Raw genomic sequence first — 20,893 nt, forward strand, 5'->3', positions numbered from 1 at the left:
TGATGTTCAATTCCATCAACCACTATGTATAATTTATCCATCATCCCTCCACGTATTCAACACATAATAGTCATTTTTACTTTATTGGTGACACATAATCATCTGGAAGTTTACCTCTTCAGTCAATCCATTTTTTTCCGCAAGTGGAATTAATGTCTCAAGATCTTCCTGAGTAAATAATTCCCAACTCTTAGGACTAGCTATTAAAGGAGTTAAGCCTTTTAATATAAATTGTTTCTCACTAGCCTTCTTTTCTTCTTCCGTCGGTGGCCAACAATCGTTTTGAATCTTCCAAGATACTTCTTGTAGCGTTCTTTCTCCACTTTCAAGTAAGGCGAATAACTCATTTGGTAATTCATAAACCACTAACCAAGAAGCCACTGTTCCCTCTTCTGAAACTAAATAATATTTATCCTCATTTTTCCAGATGGATTTCCCATATCCTTCAATTTCCTCAAACTGGATGACATCTTCCCATTGTAGTTTTGTTGGTTTCATTTGTATTCTCCTAGTGCAAGTTCTACACTCAACATAAAACTTCATAAAAATCAGGCTTCTGGCCTTTCTTTAACCAAATCATAAGGGAAATACGGAATGCCTTCCAATTCCTTGTAATCCAATCCCTTGATTTTGCAGAGAGCGCCAGATTCAAAGGACCAGTAACCATAATAATTATCAATATTCTCTTTATGCAGGTCATACCAACCCGTATCCCGATGGTCTGGATACCATTTCTTAGTCACATATCTTTCAGCAGTTTTAGTGCTTGTTCAGCATTCTCTTCTTCAATAATTTTCCTAGTAAAGCCATAGGGTCTTGGAAAATTATTGTTTATCCGAATCTTCCAATCTGGATGACGATATTGAATCAGGTAGTCAATCAAATAATCCTCTAGATCATCCATTTTGACCAAATCCACCAACTTATCAAAAGTCACTTCATCAATCTCTAAAAGAATTCCAATGGAAAGTGCCCAGATCATTTCATCATATCCCGAATTACTAAACCAAACAGGGAGAAAACTATCAACAAATTTAAGGTACTCTTCTTTGAATTTCTCAATAGAGTAGCCTGCAGTGTAGGTGGCTATCATATTCTCTTTTTGGCAAACAGAATTATAAAATTGTACTGATCTGATAACTTTTTCTATCGGGCGCTTGTAGGGATTTATACCTTGCTTTAATTTTTCCAATTCTTCAACCAACTCATCAATTGATGAGTTGTTAATTTTAATTAATTCATTAATTTTTTCTTCTATAAATATATTATCTCTTTTCATCATTTATCCTCTTATAATCATATAACTCCTTCTTTTAAGTTAATGAATTTTTTACTTATTCCCAGCCTTATTGATTATTATTCTGATTTTCTTCCTCACGTTGTTTTTGAAGGTCCTCGAGAAATTCCTTCTGAACTTGCTTTAGCATGCTACTGTTCGGGATTTTACTATTAGTAGAGCTGTCTGCTTTCGAGGAAGAAGTATCTTCTGTATTTTGCTGTTCAGACGATTCTTCTAATATATCTGTTGAGGATTGGGCTGGCTCCTGATTCTCAATGCTTTCATATACTTTAGGATCAATGATAATAAATGGCTTTGTCACAACTGGCCTATAAAGTGAGAAGAAAGAAACAATGAGTACAAGCCCAGCGCCAAGAAATATCGAAACAGATTTTAAAAGATTTTCGCTTGAAATCTTTATGTCTTTTCCCTTAATTTTCTTCCAATCAGGATGCTCAACTTCGATTGCCTTTTTGCGTTGCCAACAAGGAAATAGAAACCCAAAATTAAGTCCAAAGATCGTAATTGTAAAAATAGACATAAAACTATGATATGGAGAATGATTTGCAATCATAACAAGCGATAAAACAGCTCCTAAAATCACAAGCAATATGATGAAGAGCAAGCGAAGATTCGCTTCTTTCTTTAAAATCAGATATTCTTCTTTGGTCATTTTTCTCTCATTTCTTTTTTTATGCTTCAAATTTCACTACTTAAATATTCTTAATTTTTTTAGAAATCAATACCTTAACCCAACTTTCAAATTATAACTTTATCTATGTCTACTCCCCACTTTCGTCTTGTCCGACCGACGAAGCATCTGATTGATTATCCCCCTGACTGTCTCCAGTGCTCGCTGAACTATCTGATTTTGGAAAATCCAAACTATACTCAGTTTCTGTACTAATCGCCGGAAGATCAATATCTACTATCTCCTGATTTTGAACAGGATGATAATATGCTAAAAAGGCCCAAACCATATAAACAAGAATGGCTGGATATGCAATCAGATGTCTTCCCCAAAAATTCCCAGAAGCTTGGGCACCTCTTGTAGACATTCCTTTCAATTCTGGATACTGATTCTCGTATTGTTTCTTTTTTGTCCAATACGGTCTTGATATAACAACACCTGCAAACACAACTAAACCAATTGAAATATTTTCAAAGATTAGATTCCTAGATCTTGAATAGACCAAAATAAAGGACAGAATAGCTCCTGTAATGGCCGTTAGCAAGAATATAAGGCGACTATAAATAGCTTCTTTTTTTACTCTAAGATATTCTTTGATGGGTAGTTCTTTTTCTGCCATGATGACAATCCTTTCATCTATCAGTCTCTGTTTATTTTAACACAATATCAATCAAATAAGTATAGGGTTGTGAAAATCAAAAACGAATGATGGTCTTAGACTTGGATTGGTCTTCATCATTCGTTTTATTGTTGTTTTACATCAAAATGTAAGCTTAGCTAATCTGAACAGTTTTCAGCTGGCCGTCAGCTCCTGTAAAGCTGATGCTTCTGCTTGCTGGATTATAGCTGAAAGTCTCTAGACTGACACCGTAGAGCTGAGAAAGCTCCTGCAATTTCTGGTTGAATGCTTCCTCTGTCATGCCAAAACTCGCTGCTAAGCTTGATTGACCAGCTGAATTTGCAGCTGCCGAAGTTTCTGCTGGCTTATCAGCTTGGTTTTTTACTGCTTCTCCAGTGGCAGATTCGGAAGGTAGATCGCCAGTTTGGCCAGTTTCTGGAGCACTGCTGCTGGTTGGCTGACCAGAAGCAGGTTGTACAGCCGGTGCCTTGAGGAAGCCTTTTTGCACCGCATAGGCATCCGCTGCTTGGCGCTCAGCTTCTGACAAGTCCTTCTTGTAAATATAGTGCTCGTGGTCCAGATGGGCTACACGATAGCCTTGCTCATCGGCTCCGACCATATCCTGCAGATTAAAGTGATAGTCATCATCGTTGCTATGCTGAGGATCGGACTCGCTTGTTCCCTTAGGATTGACAAGTGACTTCTGGAAGGCCAGGATTTCCTTAAGCAGCTCTTTCTTGTCAGTAGCTCTCTGTCCAAGCTTATCAAAAAGCTGGTCCAGTTGCTGGTATTGCTGTTCACTTCCTTGATTTTTTTCCAAATACTGATGGATAGACATGAGCAGATTATAAAGCTGTTGATAAACTTCCTGATTTTCCGTATTAGACGGCTCTTCCTTTTGCTCAGCAATGGTCCGGCTCATCTCGTCCAAAAGATTCTGACTTGCTGTCAGTAAAGCTTGCTTATCTGAGCTGCTGCTCTTTAACTCCTTGTCTAGTTCCAAGATTTTAGCTGCATAGTCTGCTCGGCTGTTTTGGTCCTTTACTTCTCCAAGCAGTTCCTGCGCTTTTCCAAGGAAGACAAGGGCTTGAGCGCTCTTTTCGCTATCATCCGAGGTGCCAAAATCATCATAAATACCTTTCAAAAAGTCATAAATCATAGCTTTGTAGGTTGGCTGATCTGGCTCTCCCTGATCTAACTCTGTCTTTTCAGAGGACGGAGAAGGCTGACCGCTAGCAAGGGCAGCTGCAATCTCTTTTTTAGTCTGATAGAGAGCAGGGAAAAGCTGCTGGAGATTAGTCGCTTCTATAAAGGCTTGAGACTTATAGAGAGTCAAGGTCAGCCCAGCTGCTTTTCTTCGCAGCTCAGGGTCCAAACGCCCATCCTCCAAAGCTTGGTAGAAATAACGAATATAATCAACCGCTGTGACGCCTGTCCGATCATGATAATCTTCTAAAGCGGATAATACTTGTCCAAGCTCTGCAATTTCATCTTGATTCTGGCCAGCATAAGCATTTTGCAGACGCAGCAGCAAGTCAGCTTTCTTCAATCCATAGCTATCCGTGTCAAGTCGGTTCATTCTCTCCAAAAGTCCTTGATAGGTCTTGTCTAGCTCGGTCTCTTGGATTGGCTTGACCGTCTGATCCACATGGATAAACTGCTTATCAAAGTTATCCAGACTGCTCAGATAGCCAGCTGTTGAGTTGCTAGGCAGTTTCTTCATGGTTTCCACAAACTGTCCCAAAGCTAGTTCAATCCGACGCTGCATAAGAGAATCATCGGCATAGAGACGCTGACTGTCCGCTTTTAGATTTTCTACTTTTCGCAAAACAGCAGCCTCATCATAATCGCCCTGCTCATACTTAGATTGAATCTGAGGCAGACGATTTTTCAAGGCTTCTGCTGCGCCCTTGGACTGGATCTTGATATAGTGGTTGTGGTCTCCATGAGGAATAACAAACTGACCATCTTCCACCTGCAGACTGTAAGGCGACAGACCTGAGCGCAGGGCTGTTGTGTAGAGCTCATTCATGAAGTCCAGCTCTGCATTGCCCGTTACCAGCGGAATGCGAACATGCTCCTTGCGGACAGCATAGGGGTGGATATGAGTTGGATCGTAGGCTTGGTCAGGGTTATTAAAGACAAAGAAGCCATTTGAGATGCGAACCGCCTCCTTGGGAACGCCATAGGTTTGGGAGATATAAGCAATCTTCTCCTCATCGCTGGCATCGCGTGAATAGCGTTCAGCGTCATTGACTGCTGAAGACGGTTTTGCTGGTTGCTGCTTAGCCAAGACCTGCTCCGCTGCTTGAATCTGTTCAGCAGTCAAGTCTTTCTTGTAAAAGTAATGAGCATGGTCTCCATGCGATACCATGTAGCCTTGGTCGTCCTTGCCAATGACAGCCTCCGCATGAAAACCTTGATCGTGCTCAGGCTGTGATGGTAGCTGAAGCTTCAAAGCTTGCAGAGGATCTCCCAGCGGCTCATAAGTATATCCAATAGGAATCAAGCGGGCAATCTTCGCTTCCAAGTCTGACAGCTTGTCATAAGGAATGAAATGATGGTGGTCTCCGTGAGGTATAACAACCCCATTTTCTGTCCGCCGGCTGATTTTCAGCGGGTCAAACACCACGCCGTCCCCTTCATGATAGCGCTGAGACTGAGGCAGGGCATAGAGTTGCTGCAGCAGACTTGGCAAGGATGGCTGAAATGGTTGAGAAGGCTGAAGCGGATTGGATGGACTTGGCTGCTCAATCTTTGAATGATTTGGCAGCTGTGGAGTCGGATTTGAGACTAGTCCACCCTGATTGCCAACACTATTCTGATTCCAAGTATTGGAAGAAGCTATCGTCCTGCCGTAGTCAGGCGGATTCCCCCATCCGCCTGACTGCCTGCTATTCCAGTAGCTCTGAGCCGCAGCCAATTCTGCTGGCGACAGGTCGCTCTTGGGAATGTAGTGAAAATGCCCGCCATGCGGCACTATAAAAGCATCGCCAGTATCCTCGATGACATCAGAGGAACTGAACGTATAACCATCATCCGTCCTATATCCTCCTTGGCCTTGGTGAGAAATGCCTGCAAGGTCTGCGGCCGTCTTTCCCGCAGCTAGGGACTTGCTGGGTTGGCTGAAATCGCGAGTCCTGCTTGATTTTGCAGCGGATGATTTGCCACTATCGCCTTCTTCCTTGGTCTTATGCAGCTTCTTCTGCCGCGCAATCTCATCCACCGAGCGGACATTGCTAGTATGCTTGGCATCCTTGAGGTAGAGATAATACTTCCCCTCCACCTTGATGATATAACCATCCTTGACCTCATTGACAATATCTGCTTCCTGCAGCGTGTAGTTAGGATCTCGGATAATCAACTCTTCGCTGATAATGGCATCAAAAGGCACCTTACCATCAAAGTAATGATAATGGTCTCCATGAGAAGTGACGTAGCCCTGATCTGTGATTTTCACGACGATTTGCTCTGCTTCAATACCTTCCTCATCATTGATTTGGTCAGATGTCAAACTTTTATCCGTCTTGTCACCCGAAATCTTATCCTCAATATAGGCTACTTTGTTATCTTTTGTCTGAGGTCGGGGCTGAGCTTGCCATTGGATAAGCCCATAAGTTCCGAGGCCGAGAGCTAATACAGCTGCTGAAGCTAGGAAATATTTCTTTTTCATGGTTTTCCTTTATCCTTTCAAATCTTTAGCTAAAACAGCTAGATTTTCTTCTAATTTTTCTAAATAAGATAGTTGGTTGGCTGGGTCCGCTTCCAGAGGATTCAGCTCCTTGATTTGTACACCGGTCGCCTTGACCAAGGTTTGAGCCACTTTGGAAGAAGCATTGCTTTCCACAAAAATGGTCTTCACCTCGTGCTCCTTGACAAAGTCTTCTATCTCTGTCAACTGGCGCGGACTAGGCTCCTGCTCTGGTGAAATACCAGCAATGCCCAGCTGGGTCAGCCCGAAGCGCTTGGCCAGATAAGAAAAGGCTGTATGCTGGGTGACAAAGGTCTTGTTGGGCACTTTATCAAAAATCTTCTGATAGCGTTCTGTAAGCTCCTTGGCCTCTTCTTGAAATTTTCGGGCATTGGCCTGATAAGTATCCCGATGGTCACTATCCAACTCCGACAGCCTATCAGCGATAATCTGGGCTTCCTCCGCAGCCTTCTGAGGATCCAACCAGGTATGGGGGTCATAGAGCGTCTTCTCATCCACTCCCTCTCCTGCTTGGGCATCTTCTAAGCCAGCGACTCGATCCAGCTCCATTCCCTGAGAAGCCTCAAGGACTTGAACCTTGGAATTCTTGAGACTAGGATTCAGCTCTCCAGCCCAGGACTCCAAAGTCCGCGAGTGATAGACAAAGACATCTGCATCATAAATGGCTGCCACATCATTGGCTGAAGGCTCAAAGTCGTGAATACCGCTGCCAGACTGAATCATGCGCACGTCATTCAGATCGCCCGATATAGCCTTAACCATGGAGTAAATAGGATAAAAGCTGGTTACAATCCTCAATCCTTGTGACGGACTGGATGGACTGGATTCCCTTTGAGACTGACAAGCCCAGAGACACAAGGCCAGGGCCAGCAGACTAAGGCATGCTGAGATTTTTAAAGCTCGTTTCATAATATCTCCTTAACTCATTATTAACCGGTTTATTAACTGGTTAATATCATACACTTTGTCAACTTCTTTGTCAAGTTTTTTAAGAAAATAAAGCAAAAAGGAAGTAGAATTCTTTCCCACTTCCTCTTTGCTTTTAATTCATTATATTTGAAAGGTTATTTATTATGACTATTCAAGGATAGAATAAGATTAGACAGATGCATTTTTCAAGCTTAACTGTATGAGATTACTTTTCCGACTTACAGACTGTCCAATGACAATCTGGAACTGAAAACTCCATCTCTAAATCGCCTCTGTAGTGAAACTGCGGCTTTCCAGTACCTTCAGCATGGCATCAGCTGTGTCCAAGGCTGTGAAGAGTGGCACTCCATGCTCAATCGCTGAGCTACGGATAATTTGACCATGCTTATCTGCTGTCCGCTTGGTTCCGACCGTGTTGATAATAGCCTGAACCTTGCCCTTGCGGATATAGGCTGGGATGTCCTTGTTATCATCACTGCCGATTTTTTCCACCAGACGAACATGGAGACCATGATTTTCAAAATAGGAGGCTGTTCCCTTGGTTGCCCAGATACCATAGCCAATATTGGCAAAACGCCGGGCCAGCTGCAGGGCTTCTTCCTTGCTGTCGTCTGCAATAGTAAAGACGACATTACCAAAGTTTGGCAGATGGAGATAGGAAGCCTCAAAAGCCTTGTAGAGTGCTTTTTCGAGCGTACGATCACTGCCCATGACTTCGCCGGTAGACTTCATCTCAGGTCCCAAAAGACTGTCAACCTTCGCTAGCTTGGTAAAGGAGAAGACTGGCGCCTTGATATGAACCATGGAACTTTCTGGATGGAGACCATCTTCATAGCCCAGCTCTGCCAAGCTTTCCCCAAGAATCAAACGAGTCGCTACTTGCGCCATCGGAATATCGGTAACCTTGGACAAGAAAGGAACAGTCCGACTGGCCCGTGGATTGACCTCAATAACATAGACCTGCTCATCTTTGATGACGAACTGAATATTCATCATGCCGGTACAGTTCAGTCCCAGAGCCAAACGCTTGGTATAGTCTGCAATAGTATCCTTGACTTTCTGCGATAGAGTTTGTGGCGGATAGGCCGCCATGGAATCCCCTGAGTGAACCCCTGCCCGCTCGATATGCTCCATAATCCCTGGAATCAAGACCTGACGACCATCTGAAATGGCATCCACCTCGCACTCATCCCCAACAATGTAAGAATCAACCAAAACTGGATGGTCTGGACTGGCCTTAACGGCTGTCCGCATATAAGAGCGTAGATCCGCTTCGTTTTCTACGATTTCCATGGCACGGCCACCCAATACATAGGAAGGTCGCACCAGAACGGGGAAGCCAATTTTACGAGCAGCCTCTACTGCTTCCTCTTCATTAGTGGCCGTCTGACCCGGCGGCTGCGGAATATCCAGCTCCTTCAGCGCCTGCTCAAAGAGATCCCGATCCTCAGCCCGATCCAAGTCCGCTACTTGGGTGCCTAAAATCTTAACACCAGCCTTGGACAGAGGCTCTGCCAGATTAATGGCTGTCTGCCCGCCAAACTGAACGATAACCCCTTTAGGCTGTTCCAGCTCAATGACGTTCATGACATCTTCAAAGGTCAGCGGCTCAAAGTAGAGCTTGTCAGAGACCGAAAAGTCGGTCGATACAGTCTCTGGGTTACTGTTCATGATAATCGCTTCATAACCAGCTGCCTGAATAGCTTTTACAGAATGAACGGTCGCATAGTCAAACTCGACTCCCTGCCCGATTCGGATAGGACCAGAGCCCAGCACCAGAACAGATTCCTTGCTGGATTTGACAGATTCATTTTCAAAGCCATAGGTGGAATAGAAATAAGGCGTCGCAGACTCGAACTCAGCAGCACAGGTATCCACCATCTTGTAAACCGGCACAATCTTCTGCTCCTGCCGGATACGACGCACCTGCTGAGCTGTCATGCCCCACAAGGATGCAATCTTAGTATCCGCAAAGCCATTTTGCTTGGCTTTCTTAAGCACATAGCTATCTCCGATATGACTGGCCAGCTCTTGCTCAATTTCGTAAATATGAAGCAGCTTATCCAGGAAAAAGACATCAATCTTGGTCAGCTCAGCAATTTCATCTGGACTATAACCACGACGAATAGCCTCTGAGATATAGAAAAGTCGGTCGTCTTGCGCCTTGACAATCTTCCTCATCAGCTCATCATCGCTTACTTGACTGAGAGCAGGCAGCTCATTGTGGTCCACACCAACTTCAAGAGAACGGCAAGCCTTGAGCAGACTCTCCTCAATATTGCGGCCGATAGCCATGACTTCCCCCGTCGCCTTCATCTGGGTTCCCAGACGGCGCTCACCCTGCTCAAATTTATCAAATGGAAAGCGTGGAATTTTAGCGACCACATAGTCCAGAGCTGGCTCAAACATAGCATAAGTAGAGCCTGTCACTGGATTGATGATTTCATCCAATGTGAGCCCGACTGCGATTTTCGCTGCCAGCTTGGCAATAGGATAGCCAGTCGCCTTAGAGGCTAGGGCTGATGAGCGGGAAACCCGCGGATTGACCTCGATGACATAGTACTTGAAGCTATGAGGGTCCAGAGCCAGCTGCACATTACAGCCGCCCTCAATCTTCAGCGCTCGAATAATCTTGAGGCTGGCGTCCCGCAGCATCTGGTATTCATAGTCTGAAATGGTCTGACTAGGTGCAAAAACGATAGAATCACCTGTGTGGATGCCGACTGGATCAAAGTTTTCCATATTACAGACGACCAGCGCATTGTCGGCGCCATCCCTCATGACTTCATATTCGATTTCCTTAAAACCTGCTATAGAGCGCTCGATCAGACACTGGGTAACTGGAGAGAGTTTGAGGCCGTTTTCTGCGATTTCCTGCAACTCTTCCTCATTGCTACAGATACCGCCGCCAGTTCCTCCCAGTGTAAATGCCGGACGGACAATGACTGGATAGCCGATTTCAGCTGCAAATTCCAGTGCTTCATCAACTGTATTAACAATTTCTGACTCAGGGATGGGCTGACCTAACTCTTCCATTAGCTGCTTGAAGAGATCCCGGTCTTCCGCTTGGTCAATGGCCGATAACTTGGTTCCCAAGAGTTCCACTCCCAGCTCTTCTAAAAGTCCTGACTTGGATAATTCCATGGCCATATTGAGTCCGGTCTGGCCACCCAGAGTAGGCAGCAGAGCATCTGGTCGCTCCTTACGCAAAATCCGCGCAACAAACTCCAGCGTGATAGGCTCGATATAAACCCGGTCCGCAATTTCCTTGTCCGTCATGATGGTCGCTGGATTAGAATTAACCAAGACAACACTGTAGCCCTCTTCTTTCAAGGACAGGCAAGCCTGAGTCCCTGCATAGTCAAACTCCGCAGCCTGACCGATAACGATAGGACCAGAACCGATGACCATAATTTTCTGAATATCTTTACGTTTTGGCATAGTGCACCTCTCAATCTTGCTTCCTAGTAAGCCTGATGGGCATCCATCATTTCCATAAACTCATCAAAGAGATAGTCTGCATCATGCGGTCCCGGCGCAGCATCTGGGTGGAACTGCACAGAAAAGGCAGGATAATACCGATGGCGCACACCTTCGACAGATTTATCATTGATTTCTTCATGTGTCACAATCAGGCATTCTGGCAAACCCTCACGACTGACTGCATAGCCGTGATTTTGACTGGTAAAATCAACTCGGCCTGTCGCAATCTCACGTACCGCATGGTTGAAACCACGGTGACCGAACTTCATCTTATGCGTCTTAGCACCGTTAGCCATGGAGAAGAGCTGATGTCCCATACAGATCCCGAAAATTGGAATCTTGCCCTGAACACCACGAATCATGTCCAGAGCCTCCGGCACATCTTCCGGATTTCCCGGTCCATTGGATAGCATAACTCCGTCAGGATTGAGCTGGAGAATTTCCTCAGCACTGGTATCATAAGGCACCACCGTCACGCTACAGTTTCGTTTGGCCAACTCCCGCAAGATAGAATGTTTGAGGCCGAAGTCCACCAATACCACGCTGCGACCAGTGCCTGGAGCTGGATAAGACTGCTTGGTAGACACCTGCTTGATGTTATCAGTCGGCAGAACAGTCGCCTGCAGCTGGTCTTGCAAATGCTCAATACTATCATCCGCATTGGCAATGGTTGCTCGCATGGTTCCATGCAGGCGGATAATCTTGGTTAGTGCCCTTGTATCAATTCCCGAAATGCCTGGTATCTTTTTGATTTTGAGGAACTCATCCAAAGACAATTGCTGGCGCCAGTTACTGGCACGACGAGCATACTCATAGACCACCACTCCCTTACAGGTCGGCAGAATAGATTCATAGTCGTCCCGGTTGACACCATAATTTCCAACCAAGGGATAGGTAAAGGTCAAAATCTGGCCATTGTAAGACTGGTCCGTAATCGATTCCTGATAGCCAGTCATGCCTGTGTTAAAGACGATTTCACCTGTCACAAAAAGATCCGCTCCAAAAGCTTCCCCTTCGAAAATCATGCCGTTTTCTAATATTAAAAGTCTCTTTGCCATTGTTCCCTCCTGTCCAAGATGCAGACCGCCCATGACCATCCACATAAGATATATAATAATAGGGAGTGGGATTGCTTCACATAGCTTCACCCACTCCCGGCCTACTGTCCGAGATTATTGACGACCTTTCAGAACCGCTTCGATAATAGCCATTCTGACAAAGACGCCGTTGGTCATTTGTTCAACGATACGCGATTTTGGTGCTTCGACCAGATGATCCGCAATTTCTACATCGCGGTTAACTGGAGCTGGATGCATGAGAATCGCTGTATCTTTCATACGGTCATACCGCTCTTGAGTCAGCCCATGCAGTCTGTGGTAATTTTCTTTAGAAAAGATGGACTCGTAGTCATGGCGCTCATGCTGCACGCGCAGGAACATCATGACATCCACTTCTTCAATTACCTCATCAATGGTGACAAACTTACCATAGTCCGCAAACTCTTGGCTCCGCCATTCTTCCGGACCAGCAAAGTAGAGCTCTGCCCCCAAGCGCTTGAGAATCTGCATGTTTGACTTAGCCACGCGCGAATGGTCCAAGTCACCAGCAATCGCAACCTTTAGTCCTTCAAAGCGACCAAACTCTTGATAAATAGTCATCAAATCCAGCAAGCTTTGGCTAGGATGCTGACCAGAACCGTCTCCACCGTTAACGATAGAAGTCGTAATGGTTGGACTTTCCACTAGCTCTTTGTAATAATCCACTTCTGGGTGGCGAATGACACAAACATCGACGCCAAGGGCAGACATGGTCAGGATAGTGTCATACAAGGTTTCTCCTTTATTGACCGAGCTGGTCTTGACATCAAAGTCCAGAAGATCGCAACCCAACTTCAACTCTGCTACCTCAAAGGCCTTGTGAGTCCGCGTCGAAGGCTCAAAGAAGAGGTTAGAAACGATATGCTGCTCATCATAATGGACTTTAGCGCCATTTCTAAATTCGATTCCGCGTTTAATCAAGGCCATAACTTCTTCATTTGACAGAGTTTCCATAGAAACAAGGTTCTTAAGAGCGATTTGATTGGATGACATGATGTAATTCTCCTTTATGAAAGAATGAGGGCTTCCAGAGTGCTGCAAGTAAAGTCGCTCTGAGAGCAAGCTATTTTTGAACGAAAGTTAATGATTTAGCACCTAGCTCAATCCTTGGGCTCAGGCAGGACAAGATAGAGTACAATTCCCAGAATAGTTGACAAGGCAACTCCTGAGATTTGCAGACCCGACAGCTGCAAGGTCAGACCGCCGATACCAGATACCAAGATAACACTGGCAATCAAGAGGTTCTTTTTATTGTCAAAGTTGGTCTGTGCTTCGATCAGAATTTTGAGACCGCTCGAAGCAATTACCCCAAAGAGGGCGATGGAAATACCACCCAGTACAGGACTCGGAATGGATTGGAGCAATGCAGATACCTTGCCAACAAAGCTCATGACAATAGCCAGCACTGCTGCGCCAGCAATGACATAGACACTGTAGATTTTATTGAGCGCCATAACTCCGATATTCTCTCCGTAGCTAGTCACTGGCGGTGCTCCGAAAAGCCCTGCAATAATCTGAGCCAGACCATCACCAGTCAAAGTCTTGTCTAGACCCGGATCCTTGAAGAAATCCTTGCCTGTCAAGCTATTCAGCACCATAACATGCCCGAAGTGTTCTGTCATGGTTACAAAGGCAATAGGCGCCATAGTTAAAATCGCACTAGGATAAAATTTCACATCGTAGTCCAAGAAAGGCAGACTCATAGGCGGAAGGTGGAACCAAGATGCTTCCCCAACCTTGGCAAAAGAAACGATTTCCTGCCCAGTCACAGCCCCTAGAATCAAGCTAAAGATGTAGCCGACTATCAGGCCTAGCAAGACTGGGATGATTCCCACAATCTTCTTACCATAGATATTAAAGAGGATGACTGCCAAGAGAGTGACCATACCGATAATGAAGTAGGTCAAATCATAAACCTTTTCACCATTAGCTACAGTCTTATTCATCACATCACTAACAGCTGTTCCAGCCAAGCTCAGACCAATGACCATGATGATAGGCCCAACCACTACTGGCGGCAGCACCTTGTCAATCCAAGCATTTCCAGCAAACTTGACAATCAGTGCCACGATAAAGTAGACCAGACCACCAGTGATGGCTCCCTGTGCAACCGCTCCGATACCATCTGTCTTCATCAGCATCTGCATGGCTGCGATATAAGCAAAACTAGAGCCCATGTAAGCCGGAATCTTGTACTTGGTAACAGTCAGATGGGCCAGTGTTCCCAGACCGCTGGAAAAGAGGGCTACCGCTGGGTCAATTCCCACCAGAATCGGTACCAAGACCGTCGCCCCAAACATGGCGAACAAGTGCTGAAAGGATAGTCCTAAAAGCAGACCTGGCTTTGGCATATCATGCACATCATACTTAACATCTTGACTCATTTAGCTTATTACTCCCCCATAATCAAAACGCGATCTTGACCGTCTGTCTCGGTCATCTCAACAATAATCTCCTCAGTTTGGCTAGTCGGAATGTTCTTGCCGACATAATCTGCCCGTATAGGCAGCTCGCGGTGACCACGGTCTACCAAGACAGCCAGACCAACCCGAGAGGGACGTCCGTGACTGACCAGATTGTCAATAGCTGCTCGAATAGTCCGTCCTGTGTAGAGGACATCGTCAATCAGGATTACTTGACGGTCGGTAATATCTACTGGAATCACTGTCGTATCTTCCTCAACCTTGATATCATCTCGAAAAGGCTTGGTATCTACTTCTGCGACTGGAATATCGATATTCTCCAACTGAACCAACCGCTTCTGAATCCGGTGAGCCAAGTGAACCCCACGGGTCTTAATGCCAGCCAAGACCACTTGGTTCAAGTCCTTGTTGCGCTCGATGATTTCATAGGTAATCCGCGTAATCGCGCGATTCATGGTGATGTCATCGACAACTTCTTTTGTTTTCATTCTTTCCTCCTCAAATAACAGAAAAAGTCTCCTTATACAAGGAGACTTCAGAAAAATCTAGTCAGGCAAGCTAAAACAAGACGCACTTGCTTACACTCCACCCATCTTTTTACTTGCTCCTTGTCTATCTCTCTGGATAGAATTAAAGGATTATTCAATTTTTTATACTATATCACAAATTCAAAACTATTTCAAGAAAAAATTGTATTTTTTCTGTTTGACTGGATAAGGGTTAGTGATTAGCTTCTTTCTCTTCTTTTTCCTTATCTTTTGAATCCTTTTGATTTTCTTTGTCTGCTGCTTGAGCTGGCCCATCTTTTAATTCAGGATTTTCAGTAGTTGGCACTTCATATGATGATGGCTTAGAAGAGTTTTCTAGATTCTCATCTTGATTGTTTAACTCTGCTTCAGGAGATCCAGCTGCATGCTCGCTATCATTTGAAGCTCCTTGGCTGCTGGCTTCAGATAAGGCTGGCTTATCGGATGCTGGCTTCCCTTGGACATCTGCCTTATTAGGCTCACTTTCCTTAGGCGCTTCCTTATTTTCTTCTTTTGGATCAGCCGGCTTATTATTGTCAATGCTGCCACCCTGAACATCTGGGAAATGCTGCGCCAAGGCTTTCGGAATTTTATTTTCATTCAATTCAAGCTCTTCTTTAGGGATGTGATTGTCGCTGACATTGATATAAGTCACCGTCTTATTTGGTTCCTGCAGCGCTAAGGTTGTGATTTTATTCTTGTTGACAGCCAGATTGTCTAAAGACCTAAACTGATTAATTCCTTCCAAGTTTTTCAGCTCATTCTCACCCAAGTTTAAGTTCTTTAAGGAAGACTGAGCAGCTGGAATGTCCAAAGATGAAATCTTGTTTTGACTTGCGGACAAAGTTACTAAATTCTTAGCAGCTTCAACTCCTGCCAGCGAAGTCAGGCGATTGCCATTTAGGCTTAGAGTTGTCAGATTTGGATTAGTCTTCAAGAAGTTCAAGTTCTCAACATTGGAATTGTCAGCTGTTAATTCTTCAAGTTTGGAAGCTTTGAGGGTATTGAGATTTAAGTTTGGGTTGTTGGATAAGAAAAGCCTTGTTAAATCTTCTTTTTGGCTCAGAGCAGAAATATCGTGCAGCTGATTGTGTTCTAAACTTACCGCTTTTAATTTTGAAAGCTTGGCCAAAGCAGAAATATCTGAGATATTGTTGTAGTCAAGGTTCAATGACTCCAGATTTTTCAGCTTAGCTAGGGGTGAGATATCGGTAAGGTCATTTCCCGCTGCGGCGACTGTTTTGAGGTTTGGGTAATCCTTCAAGAAAGATAAATCGGTGATACCATTCTGGGAAATGTCCAAGCCTTCCAAGGTCGGAATTTCTTTTAAGAAATCATAGTTGGTAACGCCTGTCTTTGTCATCCAGAGCTGTTTCAAATGTTTAAATTGCAGCACTGGTCTGATGTCCTTTATCGGAGTAAAGCCAATCCCCAGAACTTCAATATTCGGCATCAGTTCCAAGCCTTTTCTTTCCAGCGGATCTTTGCGCTGGCCGATATTTAGATACTTCACAGTTGCCAGCCAGGCTTTCATCTTTTCCGTATCTGTCTCATCTGATGGGAATGGGGTGTCAGCTGTAGCATGTAAAATATCTTCAATGATTTCATCATCAAATCCTAGAGTTTTCAAGGTTGCAATACCGACTGCGTCATGAGCGTGCGGATTTCCATGAGGGTCAAAAGGCTTGGTTGTATCAATCTCACTGACCAAGGTTGAATGGCTGTGATCGCCATGCGGATAGATAAATACCTTTCCTTTATCTGTATCACTCACCTGAATCAGACTTTCATCGATTCCTAATTGCTGAGCCAAATAGGCCTTTTTCTTGGCAATTTCTTCTTCCTCGTTTGATGGGCTAGGTTCAGGATCAGGCGTCGGAGCTGGGGCTGGCGACGGTTCTGGTGAAGGCTGTGCTTGCACTTGCCGGCCATAGTAGGCATCCTCAGCAGCTTTCTTATGTTCCGCTGGAATCAATGACTCCCAAGGTGAAGCAATCAGCTGCTCATAGGGGATAAAATGAGTATGACCGTTATGATCTGCCAGCAAGCCAGTAGCTAACTTGCCTGTTACCCCTGTGCCTCTAAATAAGAATCCATCACTTGTAGGATAATCAATCCCAGCAAACTGGCGTTTAGTTGTCCCTTGCTGCTGGGGAACAGAAGGTCTAAGCGTTGGCTGATAAACAGGTCCAGTAGGATTGCTAGACGGCGTTGGACGATAACTAGGTGCTTGTGCAAGATTACCTACTGACTGTTTCAAAATGTAATGGAAATGATCCCCGTGACGCACAACATAACCGTATTGGTCTTCTGACACAATGTCTCTAGGATTAAAGACATAGCCATCATCAGCAGTGCTCATTTGATTTGCCAGCTGACCTGATCCCGCAGTCACTTGCCCATCTTTTGGTATCAGATAGGCCCATTTACTATTCTTTAGATCAGAATAAAAAATAAAGTGTGTATGGCCATTATGCTCTAAAATCAAACCTTCACTAGTTCTAGCTTTAATTTGAGACTCGCTTTTGAAGAGAAAACCATCATCCGTCGGCTTATCAACACCAGGAACTTGTCCTTTTTTGGTCGCCTTACTTTTCTTCTTCACTTCTTGCTTGGTCTTCACCTTTTCTTGACCGCTTTCCTGTTGAGATGTCTGAGATTGACAAGCAGCCAAGCAAAGATTACAAGCTAGAATGATCCCTGCTAATCCTAACAGTTTCTGATTATGCCTCATTCTTTCCTCCTTTTTATTTAATCGGTTAATCATTAACTAGTTAACTATATCATACAAAACTGATATTGGCAAGAAAAAATCGAAGCAAAATAAAAAACAGAGCAAATCTGTTTTTCATCTAAAATTCACACGTCACTCTGAAGCTTTTTTCTTTGAGAAAGAGATGAACTTTATCCCGTAAAAGACAAAACCAAAAACCAGATAGGCTGCAAAAATAATCAGACACATCTGGATGACATAGGGCCAGCCTTTCTTAAAGACATTGAGGAAAAAGTAAGGAAATGGATTGTCCTTGGATCTTGGAATATCTATTTTCAAGAAAAAGCCATTAAAGAGAGCAAAGGCCATGTAGACCAAAGGCACACTTGTCCAAGAAATCGGATCAAACCAACGGTACTGGCGCGATTTGTCAAAGATTACTGTATCCAGAAGAAACGCCAAGGGTACTATATAATGACACAAAAAATTCTCTAGACGGTAAAAATCTGTCGCAATCGGAGCCAGCAAGAGGTGATAAACGACACAAGTAATCATGATGGACATGGTTACCCCGCCCTTGATTCTCAAGATTTTCGGCGCCTTCCAAGCATCGCCAGGTCTCATCATCAGATAGACCAGATAGCCCGTAAAGAGCAGAACTAAGAGATTGGACAAAACCGTATAGTACATGAGCATGCCCACGCCATACTTAGTGATTTCCAGATACACACCCAAAAAGGCCAGGATAAAAAGAATAATTCGATAAATTAAGATAAAACGACGATTCATAGAGACCTCAAATTTTCTTAACAAACTCTGACTTGAGCTTCATCGCACCGAAGCCGTCAATCTTACAGTCAATATTATGGTCGCCTTCCACGATGCGGATGTTTTTCACGCGCGTTCCCTGCTTGAGATCCTTGGGTGCTCCTTTTACTTTCAGGTCCTTAATCAAGGTAACTGTGTCGCCATCAGCCAGCTTATTGCCATTAGCATCGATCGCTACTGCTCCTTCTTCTGCTTCTTGGACCTCAGCTGGATTCCACTCATAGGCGCACTCTGGGCAGACCAAGAGCGTTCCATCTTCGTAGACATACTCTGAATTACATTTGGGGCAGTTTGGTAAGTTGTTCATTTTTTCTCCATTTCTAATCAAGGCTGCTAAATTCCCATAACAGCCTTCTCTATATGATTAAGCTCTTCTTTCATTTTTCAAGTCCAGCAGAACACTAATCGATGTGAAGGTCAACTAAACTCTAAGAATCTAGTTTTCTCCTATTTCCACACCTTTCTAGTATAAGCTATTTTAAGCATTTTGACAAATCTCTTTTAGGATTTCCTACAGGTCTTGACCTTTCTGCAAAAACAGTGTACTATACTAGTGTATATACAGATAAAAAGGAGTCACTATGAAACCAAAATCTAAAAATCAGTTTATGACACTGACCGCTTTTTTGACTGCACTAGCCATTGTTATCCCACTGGTTATGCCGATTAAAATTGTCATTCCGCCCGCTTCCTTCACCTTAGCCAGTCATGTCGCTATCTTTCTGGCTATGTTTATCTCCCCTCTCATGACGGTGATTGTCGTGATTGGTTCTACTATTGGATTTGGAATGTCCGGACTTCCTTTTATCATCACGCTTAGGGCCCTGTCCCACTTGCTCTTCGCTAGCATAGGCGCTCTTTATCTTCAAAAGCACCCGGACACACTGGACAGCCAGAAGAAGACTTGGATATTTAATTTCCTACTAGCCTTGATTCATGCCTTTGGCGAAGTGGTCGTCTGCATCCTCTTTTACACGACGTCTGCCTATCCTGCTAATGCTTTCTATATCTTATTTGGTTTGGTTGGACTTGGTACGGTCATTCATAGCATGGTCGACTTTGTCATTGCTAAGTTCATCTATCAAGCGCTGAAAAAGATTCGCTAGAGCTTGAAGATTCCTGACTTTTGGTTTACAATGAAGCTATGACCAAGCAAAGACGAGAAGAACTATTAGACCTTTTGAAAACATCATCTGCTGCCCTCAATGGCCAGTCACTGGCGGAGCATTTCCATGTGACCAGACAGATTATCGTGCAAGATATTGCCCTCTTGCGGGCTGATGGTGCCCCCATCCTCTCAACCAACCGTGGCTATCTTTATAAAGACCACCAAGAAAGCACAGCTTTTCATCAGCTCTTCAAGGTTCAGCATAGGGCTGAGGATATGGAGGCTGAGCTGCTGGCTATCGTGGATAATGGCGGCCGCGTACAGACTATTTTGATTGAGCACCCGGTTTACGGCGAAATCCAGACTTACCTGAAGTTGACCTGCCGCCGAGATGTCCAGCATTTTCTCCAACAGGTCGCATCCTGTGCCTTTCGCCCCTTATCTGAGCTGACAGATGGAGTCCACTATCACCTAGTACAAGCCGACTCCCAGCAGGACCTGAACTATGTAGAATCCGCCTTGAGAGACCTAGGATTTTTACAGGAATAATATTTAAGAAAGAAAAAGACTGATTAGGGCCTAACCTAGTCAGTCTTTTTAATACATACTCTTGCGCCAGCCACCTTCGATACGCTCGTGATAGTAATATTCAGATAATTCCTCATCTTCCATCATACGCAGAAGTTCAAGCATATCGTAGGCCAAGTCCAGCTGCGGCAGGCTATCCTTGTCTACCCAAGAAATCTCACCCTCTTCAGTCGAGTGAATCTGACCAGAGAATTCAGTCGCTTTGTAGCAAAAGACGATGTAGCGAACCCCTTCATCCGTATGCCAGTTCTTTACCCCAACCAATTTAGGATGACTAATGGTCAAACCTGTTTCCTCTAAAATCTCACGGACAACCGCATCATGGAGAGACTCTCCCTTCTCAATATGTCCACCAGGAAAGGCATATCCAGACCAGCGATAGCGCTCAGGAGAGCGATACTGCATTAGGACTTTACCACGCGCCTTATCTTCAACAAGGCAGATGTTTGTTAGGATTGTTTCTTGGGAACGTGACATGGGTTCACTCGCTTTCTATTTGTTAATATTCATCTCGATATTTTACTTCAGACTTCATCATAAAAGGATTAACTAAATCGTGGTATTCACGATAACCATGAAGCAAAGTTCCTCTAACGATGATAACTTCTCTATCTACTATTCTAAAATCTACTGTAATGGAATGCGTGAATCTTCTATAAAAGAAAAAGCTAAAAGTGAAACACCCCAGATACAAAAAACTACAAAAGCACTAAGGAGCTCTAGGATAAGATGACGCTTTTGATCTATCTTTGATTTATAAAATCGAGCCCATAAATGCAACAACAAGGTTAAACCAAGACAAAGCAACCAGATATTCCACAAAGTTGGAATAAATGCTAAACCAAATGTTAATAAAATAAGATGGAAAATGACAAAGGATAACAAGGCAAGATAA

15 protein-coding genes and 3 pseudogenes are annotated in these 20,893 nt (G+C 44.1%); 2 read left to right on the forward strand and 16 right to left on the reverse strand.

Translation table 11 applies throughout. The features are described from left to right. Window positions 1-118: 118 nt before the first annotated feature. The 14 genes and pseudogenes from RWS24_RS09185 to RWS24_RS09250 form a co-directional block, all read right to left on the reverse strand. Window positions 119-498: pseudogene (locus RWS24_RS09185) on the reverse strand (hypothetical protein). A 50-nt stretch (window positions 499-548) separates the two neighbouring features. Next, window positions 549-1,282 (reverse strand): annotated as a pseudogene (locus tag RWS24_RS09190) (PoNe immunity protein domain-containing protein). Between the two features lie 64 nt (window positions 1,283-1,346). Beyond that, a complete protein-coding gene (locus RWS24_RS09195; RefSeq protein ID WP_314366858.1) occupies window positions 1,347-1,952 on the reverse strand; it encodes a hypothetical protein in 606 nt (201 codons plus the stop codon). A gap of 109 nt (window positions 1,953-2,061) precedes the next feature. Then, window positions 2,062-2,589: a hypothetical protein gene (locus RWS24_RS09200; RefSeq protein WP_314366859.1), complete on the reverse strand. Its 528-nt coding sequence runs from the start codon at window positions 2,587-2,589 to the stop codon at window positions 2,062-2,064. Between the two features lie 154 nt (window positions 2,590-2,743). Beyond that, entirely contained in the window at window positions 2,744-6,262 is a 3,519-nt protein-coding gene (locus tag RWS24_RS09205; RefSeq protein WP_314366860.1) for a pneumococcal-type histidine triad protein, read from the reverse strand. Between the two features lie 9 nt (window positions 6,263-6,271). Further along, window positions 6,272-7,210 carry a metal ABC transporter solute-binding protein, Zn/Mn family gene (locus tag RWS24_RS09210; RefSeq protein ID WP_314366862.1) on the reverse strand — a complete coding sequence of 313 codons (939 nt, stop codon included), beginning with the start codon at window positions 7,208-7,210 and terminating at the stop codon, window positions 6,272-6,274. Between the two features lie 282 nt (window positions 7,211-7,492). Next, a complete protein-coding gene (gene carB / locus RWS24_RS09215) occupies window positions 7,493-10,672 on the reverse strand; it encodes a carbamoyl-phosphate synthase large subunit (RefSeq protein WP_314366865.1) in 3,180 nt (1,059 codons plus the stop codon). A gap of 23 nt (window positions 10,673-10,695) precedes the next feature. After that, a complete protein-coding gene (locus tag RWS24_RS09220; protein ID WP_314366866.1) occupies window positions 10,696-11,772 on the reverse strand; it encodes a carbamoyl phosphate synthase small subunit in 1,077 nt (358 codons plus the stop codon). Between the two features lie 114 nt (window positions 11,773-11,886). Beyond that, a complete protein-coding gene (locus RWS24_RS09225; protein ID WP_002900182.1) occupies window positions 11,887-12,804 on the reverse strand; it encodes an aspartate carbamoyltransferase catalytic subunit in 918 nt (305 codons plus the stop codon). A gap of 107 nt (window positions 12,805-12,911) precedes the next feature. Continuing rightward, window positions 12,912-14,195 (reverse strand): uracil-xanthine permease family protein, encoded by a 1,284-nt coding sequence (locus tag RWS24_RS09230; RefSeq protein ID WP_049547679.1) that lies wholly within the window; start codon window positions 14,193-14,195, stop codon window positions 12,912-12,914. An 8-nt stretch (window positions 14,196-14,203) separates the two neighbouring features. After that, entirely contained in the window at window positions 14,204-14,722 is a 519-nt protein-coding gene (gene pyrR, locus RWS24_RS09235; protein WP_002900180.1) for a bifunctional pyr operon transcriptional regulator/uracil phosphoribosyltransferase PyrR, read from the reverse strand. Between the two features lie 232 nt (window positions 14,723-14,954). Next, window positions 14,955-17,495 (reverse strand): pneumococcal-type histidine triad protein, encoded by a 2,541-nt coding sequence (locus RWS24_RS09240; RefSeq protein WP_314366870.1) that lies wholly within the window; start codon window positions 17,493-17,495, stop codon window positions 14,955-14,957. Window positions 17,496-17,627: 132 nt separating this feature from the next. Continuing rightward, window positions 17,628-18,263 (reverse strand): Pr6Pr family membrane protein, encoded by a 636-nt coding sequence (locus RWS24_RS09245; RefSeq protein ID WP_314366872.1) that lies wholly within the window; start codon window positions 18,261-18,263, stop codon window positions 17,628-17,630. Between the two features lie 7 nt (window positions 18,264-18,270). Then, complete coding sequence (locus RWS24_RS09250; RefSeq protein WP_295346292.1) at window positions 18,271-18,609, reverse strand: zinc ribbon domain-containing protein YjdM; 339 nt, start codon at window positions 18,607-18,609, stop codon at window positions 18,271-18,273. Between the two features lie 274 nt (window positions 18,610-18,883). Between RWS24_RS09250 and RWS24_RS09255 the strand changes: the two genes are divergently transcribed. Both RWS24_RS09255 and RWS24_RS09260 read left to right on the forward strand, forming a co-directional pair. Next, a complete protein-coding gene (locus RWS24_RS09255) occupies window positions 18,884-19,408 on the forward strand; it encodes a hypothetical protein (protein ID WP_161543032.1) in 525 nt (174 codons plus the stop codon). Between the two features lie 20 nt (window positions 19,409-19,428). Then, window positions 19,429-19,959, forward strand: coding sequence for a transcription repressor NadR (locus RWS24_RS09260; protein ID WP_314366877.1), 531 nt, complete (start codon window positions 19,429-19,431; stop codon window positions 19,957-19,959). A gap of 48 nt (window positions 19,960-20,007) precedes the next feature. Here the strand turns inward: RWS24_RS09260 and RWS24_RS09265 are convergent, their stop codons facing one another. Both RWS24_RS09265 and RWS24_RS09270 read right to left on the reverse strand, forming a co-directional pair. Further along, on the reverse strand, window positions 20,008-20,475 hold the full coding sequence (locus RWS24_RS09265; protein WP_314366879.1) for an 8-oxo-dGTP diphosphatase: 468 nt from the start codon (window positions 20,473-20,475) through the stop codon (window positions 20,008-20,010). A gap of 22 nt (window positions 20,476-20,497) precedes the next feature. Beyond that, window positions 20,498-20,893, reverse strand: a pseudogene (locus RWS24_RS09270) (hypothetical protein); the annotation flags it as partial.

Origin of the sequence: uncultured Streptococcus sp. (assembly GCF_963528215.1) — a bacterium.
Taxonomy (GTDB): domain Bacteria; phylum Bacillota; class Bacilli; order Lactobacillales; family Streptococcaceae; genus Streptococcus.

Excerpts from the sequence above, each read along its gene's own strand:
- RWS24_RS09205 (WP_314366860.1), bottom strand. The coding sequence starts at position 6,262 with ATGAAAAAGAAATATTTCCTAGCTTCAGCAGCTGTATTAGCTCTCGGC.
- RWS24_RS09245 (WP_314366872.1), bottom strand. The coding sequence starts at position 18,263 with ATGAATCGTCGTTTTATCTTAATTTATCGAATTATTCTTTTTATCCTG.
- RWS24_RS09265 (WP_314366879.1), bottom strand. The coding sequence starts at position 20,475 with ATGTCACGTTCCCAAGAAACAATCCTAACAAACATCTGCCTTGTTGAA.
- RWS24_RS09240 (WP_314366870.1), bottom strand. The coding sequence starts at position 17,495 with ATGAGGCATAATCAGAAACTGTTAGGATTAGCAGGGATCATTCTAGCT.
- RWS24_RS09195 (WP_314366858.1), bottom strand. The coding sequence starts at position 1,952 with ATGACCAAAGAAGAATATCTGATTTTAAAGAAAGAAGCGAATCTTCGC.
- carB (WP_314366865.1), bottom strand. The coding sequence starts at position 10,672 with ATGCCAAAACGTAAAGATATTCAGAAAATTATGGTCATCGGTTCTGGT.
- RWS24_RS09225 (WP_002900182.1), bottom strand. The coding sequence starts at position 12,804 with ATGTCATCCAATCAAATCGCTCTTAAGAACCTTGTTTCTATGGAAACT.
- RWS24_RS09230 (WP_049547679.1), bottom strand. The coding sequence starts at position 14,195 with ATGAGTCAAGATGTTAAGTATGATGTGCATGATATGCCAAAGCCAGGT.
- RWS24_RS09200 (WP_314366859.1), bottom strand. The coding sequence starts at position 2,589 with ATGGCAGAAAAAGAACTACCCATCAAAGAATATCTTAGAGTAAAAAAA.
- pyrR (WP_002900180.1), bottom strand. The coding sequence starts at position 14,722 with ATGAAAACAAAAGAAGTTGTCGATGACATCACCATGAATCGCGCGATT.
- RWS24_RS09255 (WP_161543032.1), top strand. The coding sequence starts at position 18,884 with ATGAAACCAAAATCTAAAAATCAGTTTATGACACTGACCGCTTTTTTG.
- RWS24_RS09210 (WP_314366862.1), bottom strand. The coding sequence starts at position 7,210 with ATGAAACGAGCTTTAAAAATCTCAGCATGCCTTAGTCTGCTGGCCCTG.
- RWS24_RS09220 (WP_314366866.1), bottom strand. The coding sequence starts at position 11,772 with ATGGCAAAGAGACTTTTAATATTAGAAAACGGCATGATTTTCGAAGGG.
- RWS24_RS09250 (WP_295346292.1), bottom strand. The coding sequence starts at position 18,609 with ATGAACAACTTACCAAACTGCCCCAAATGTAATTCAGAGTATGTCTAC.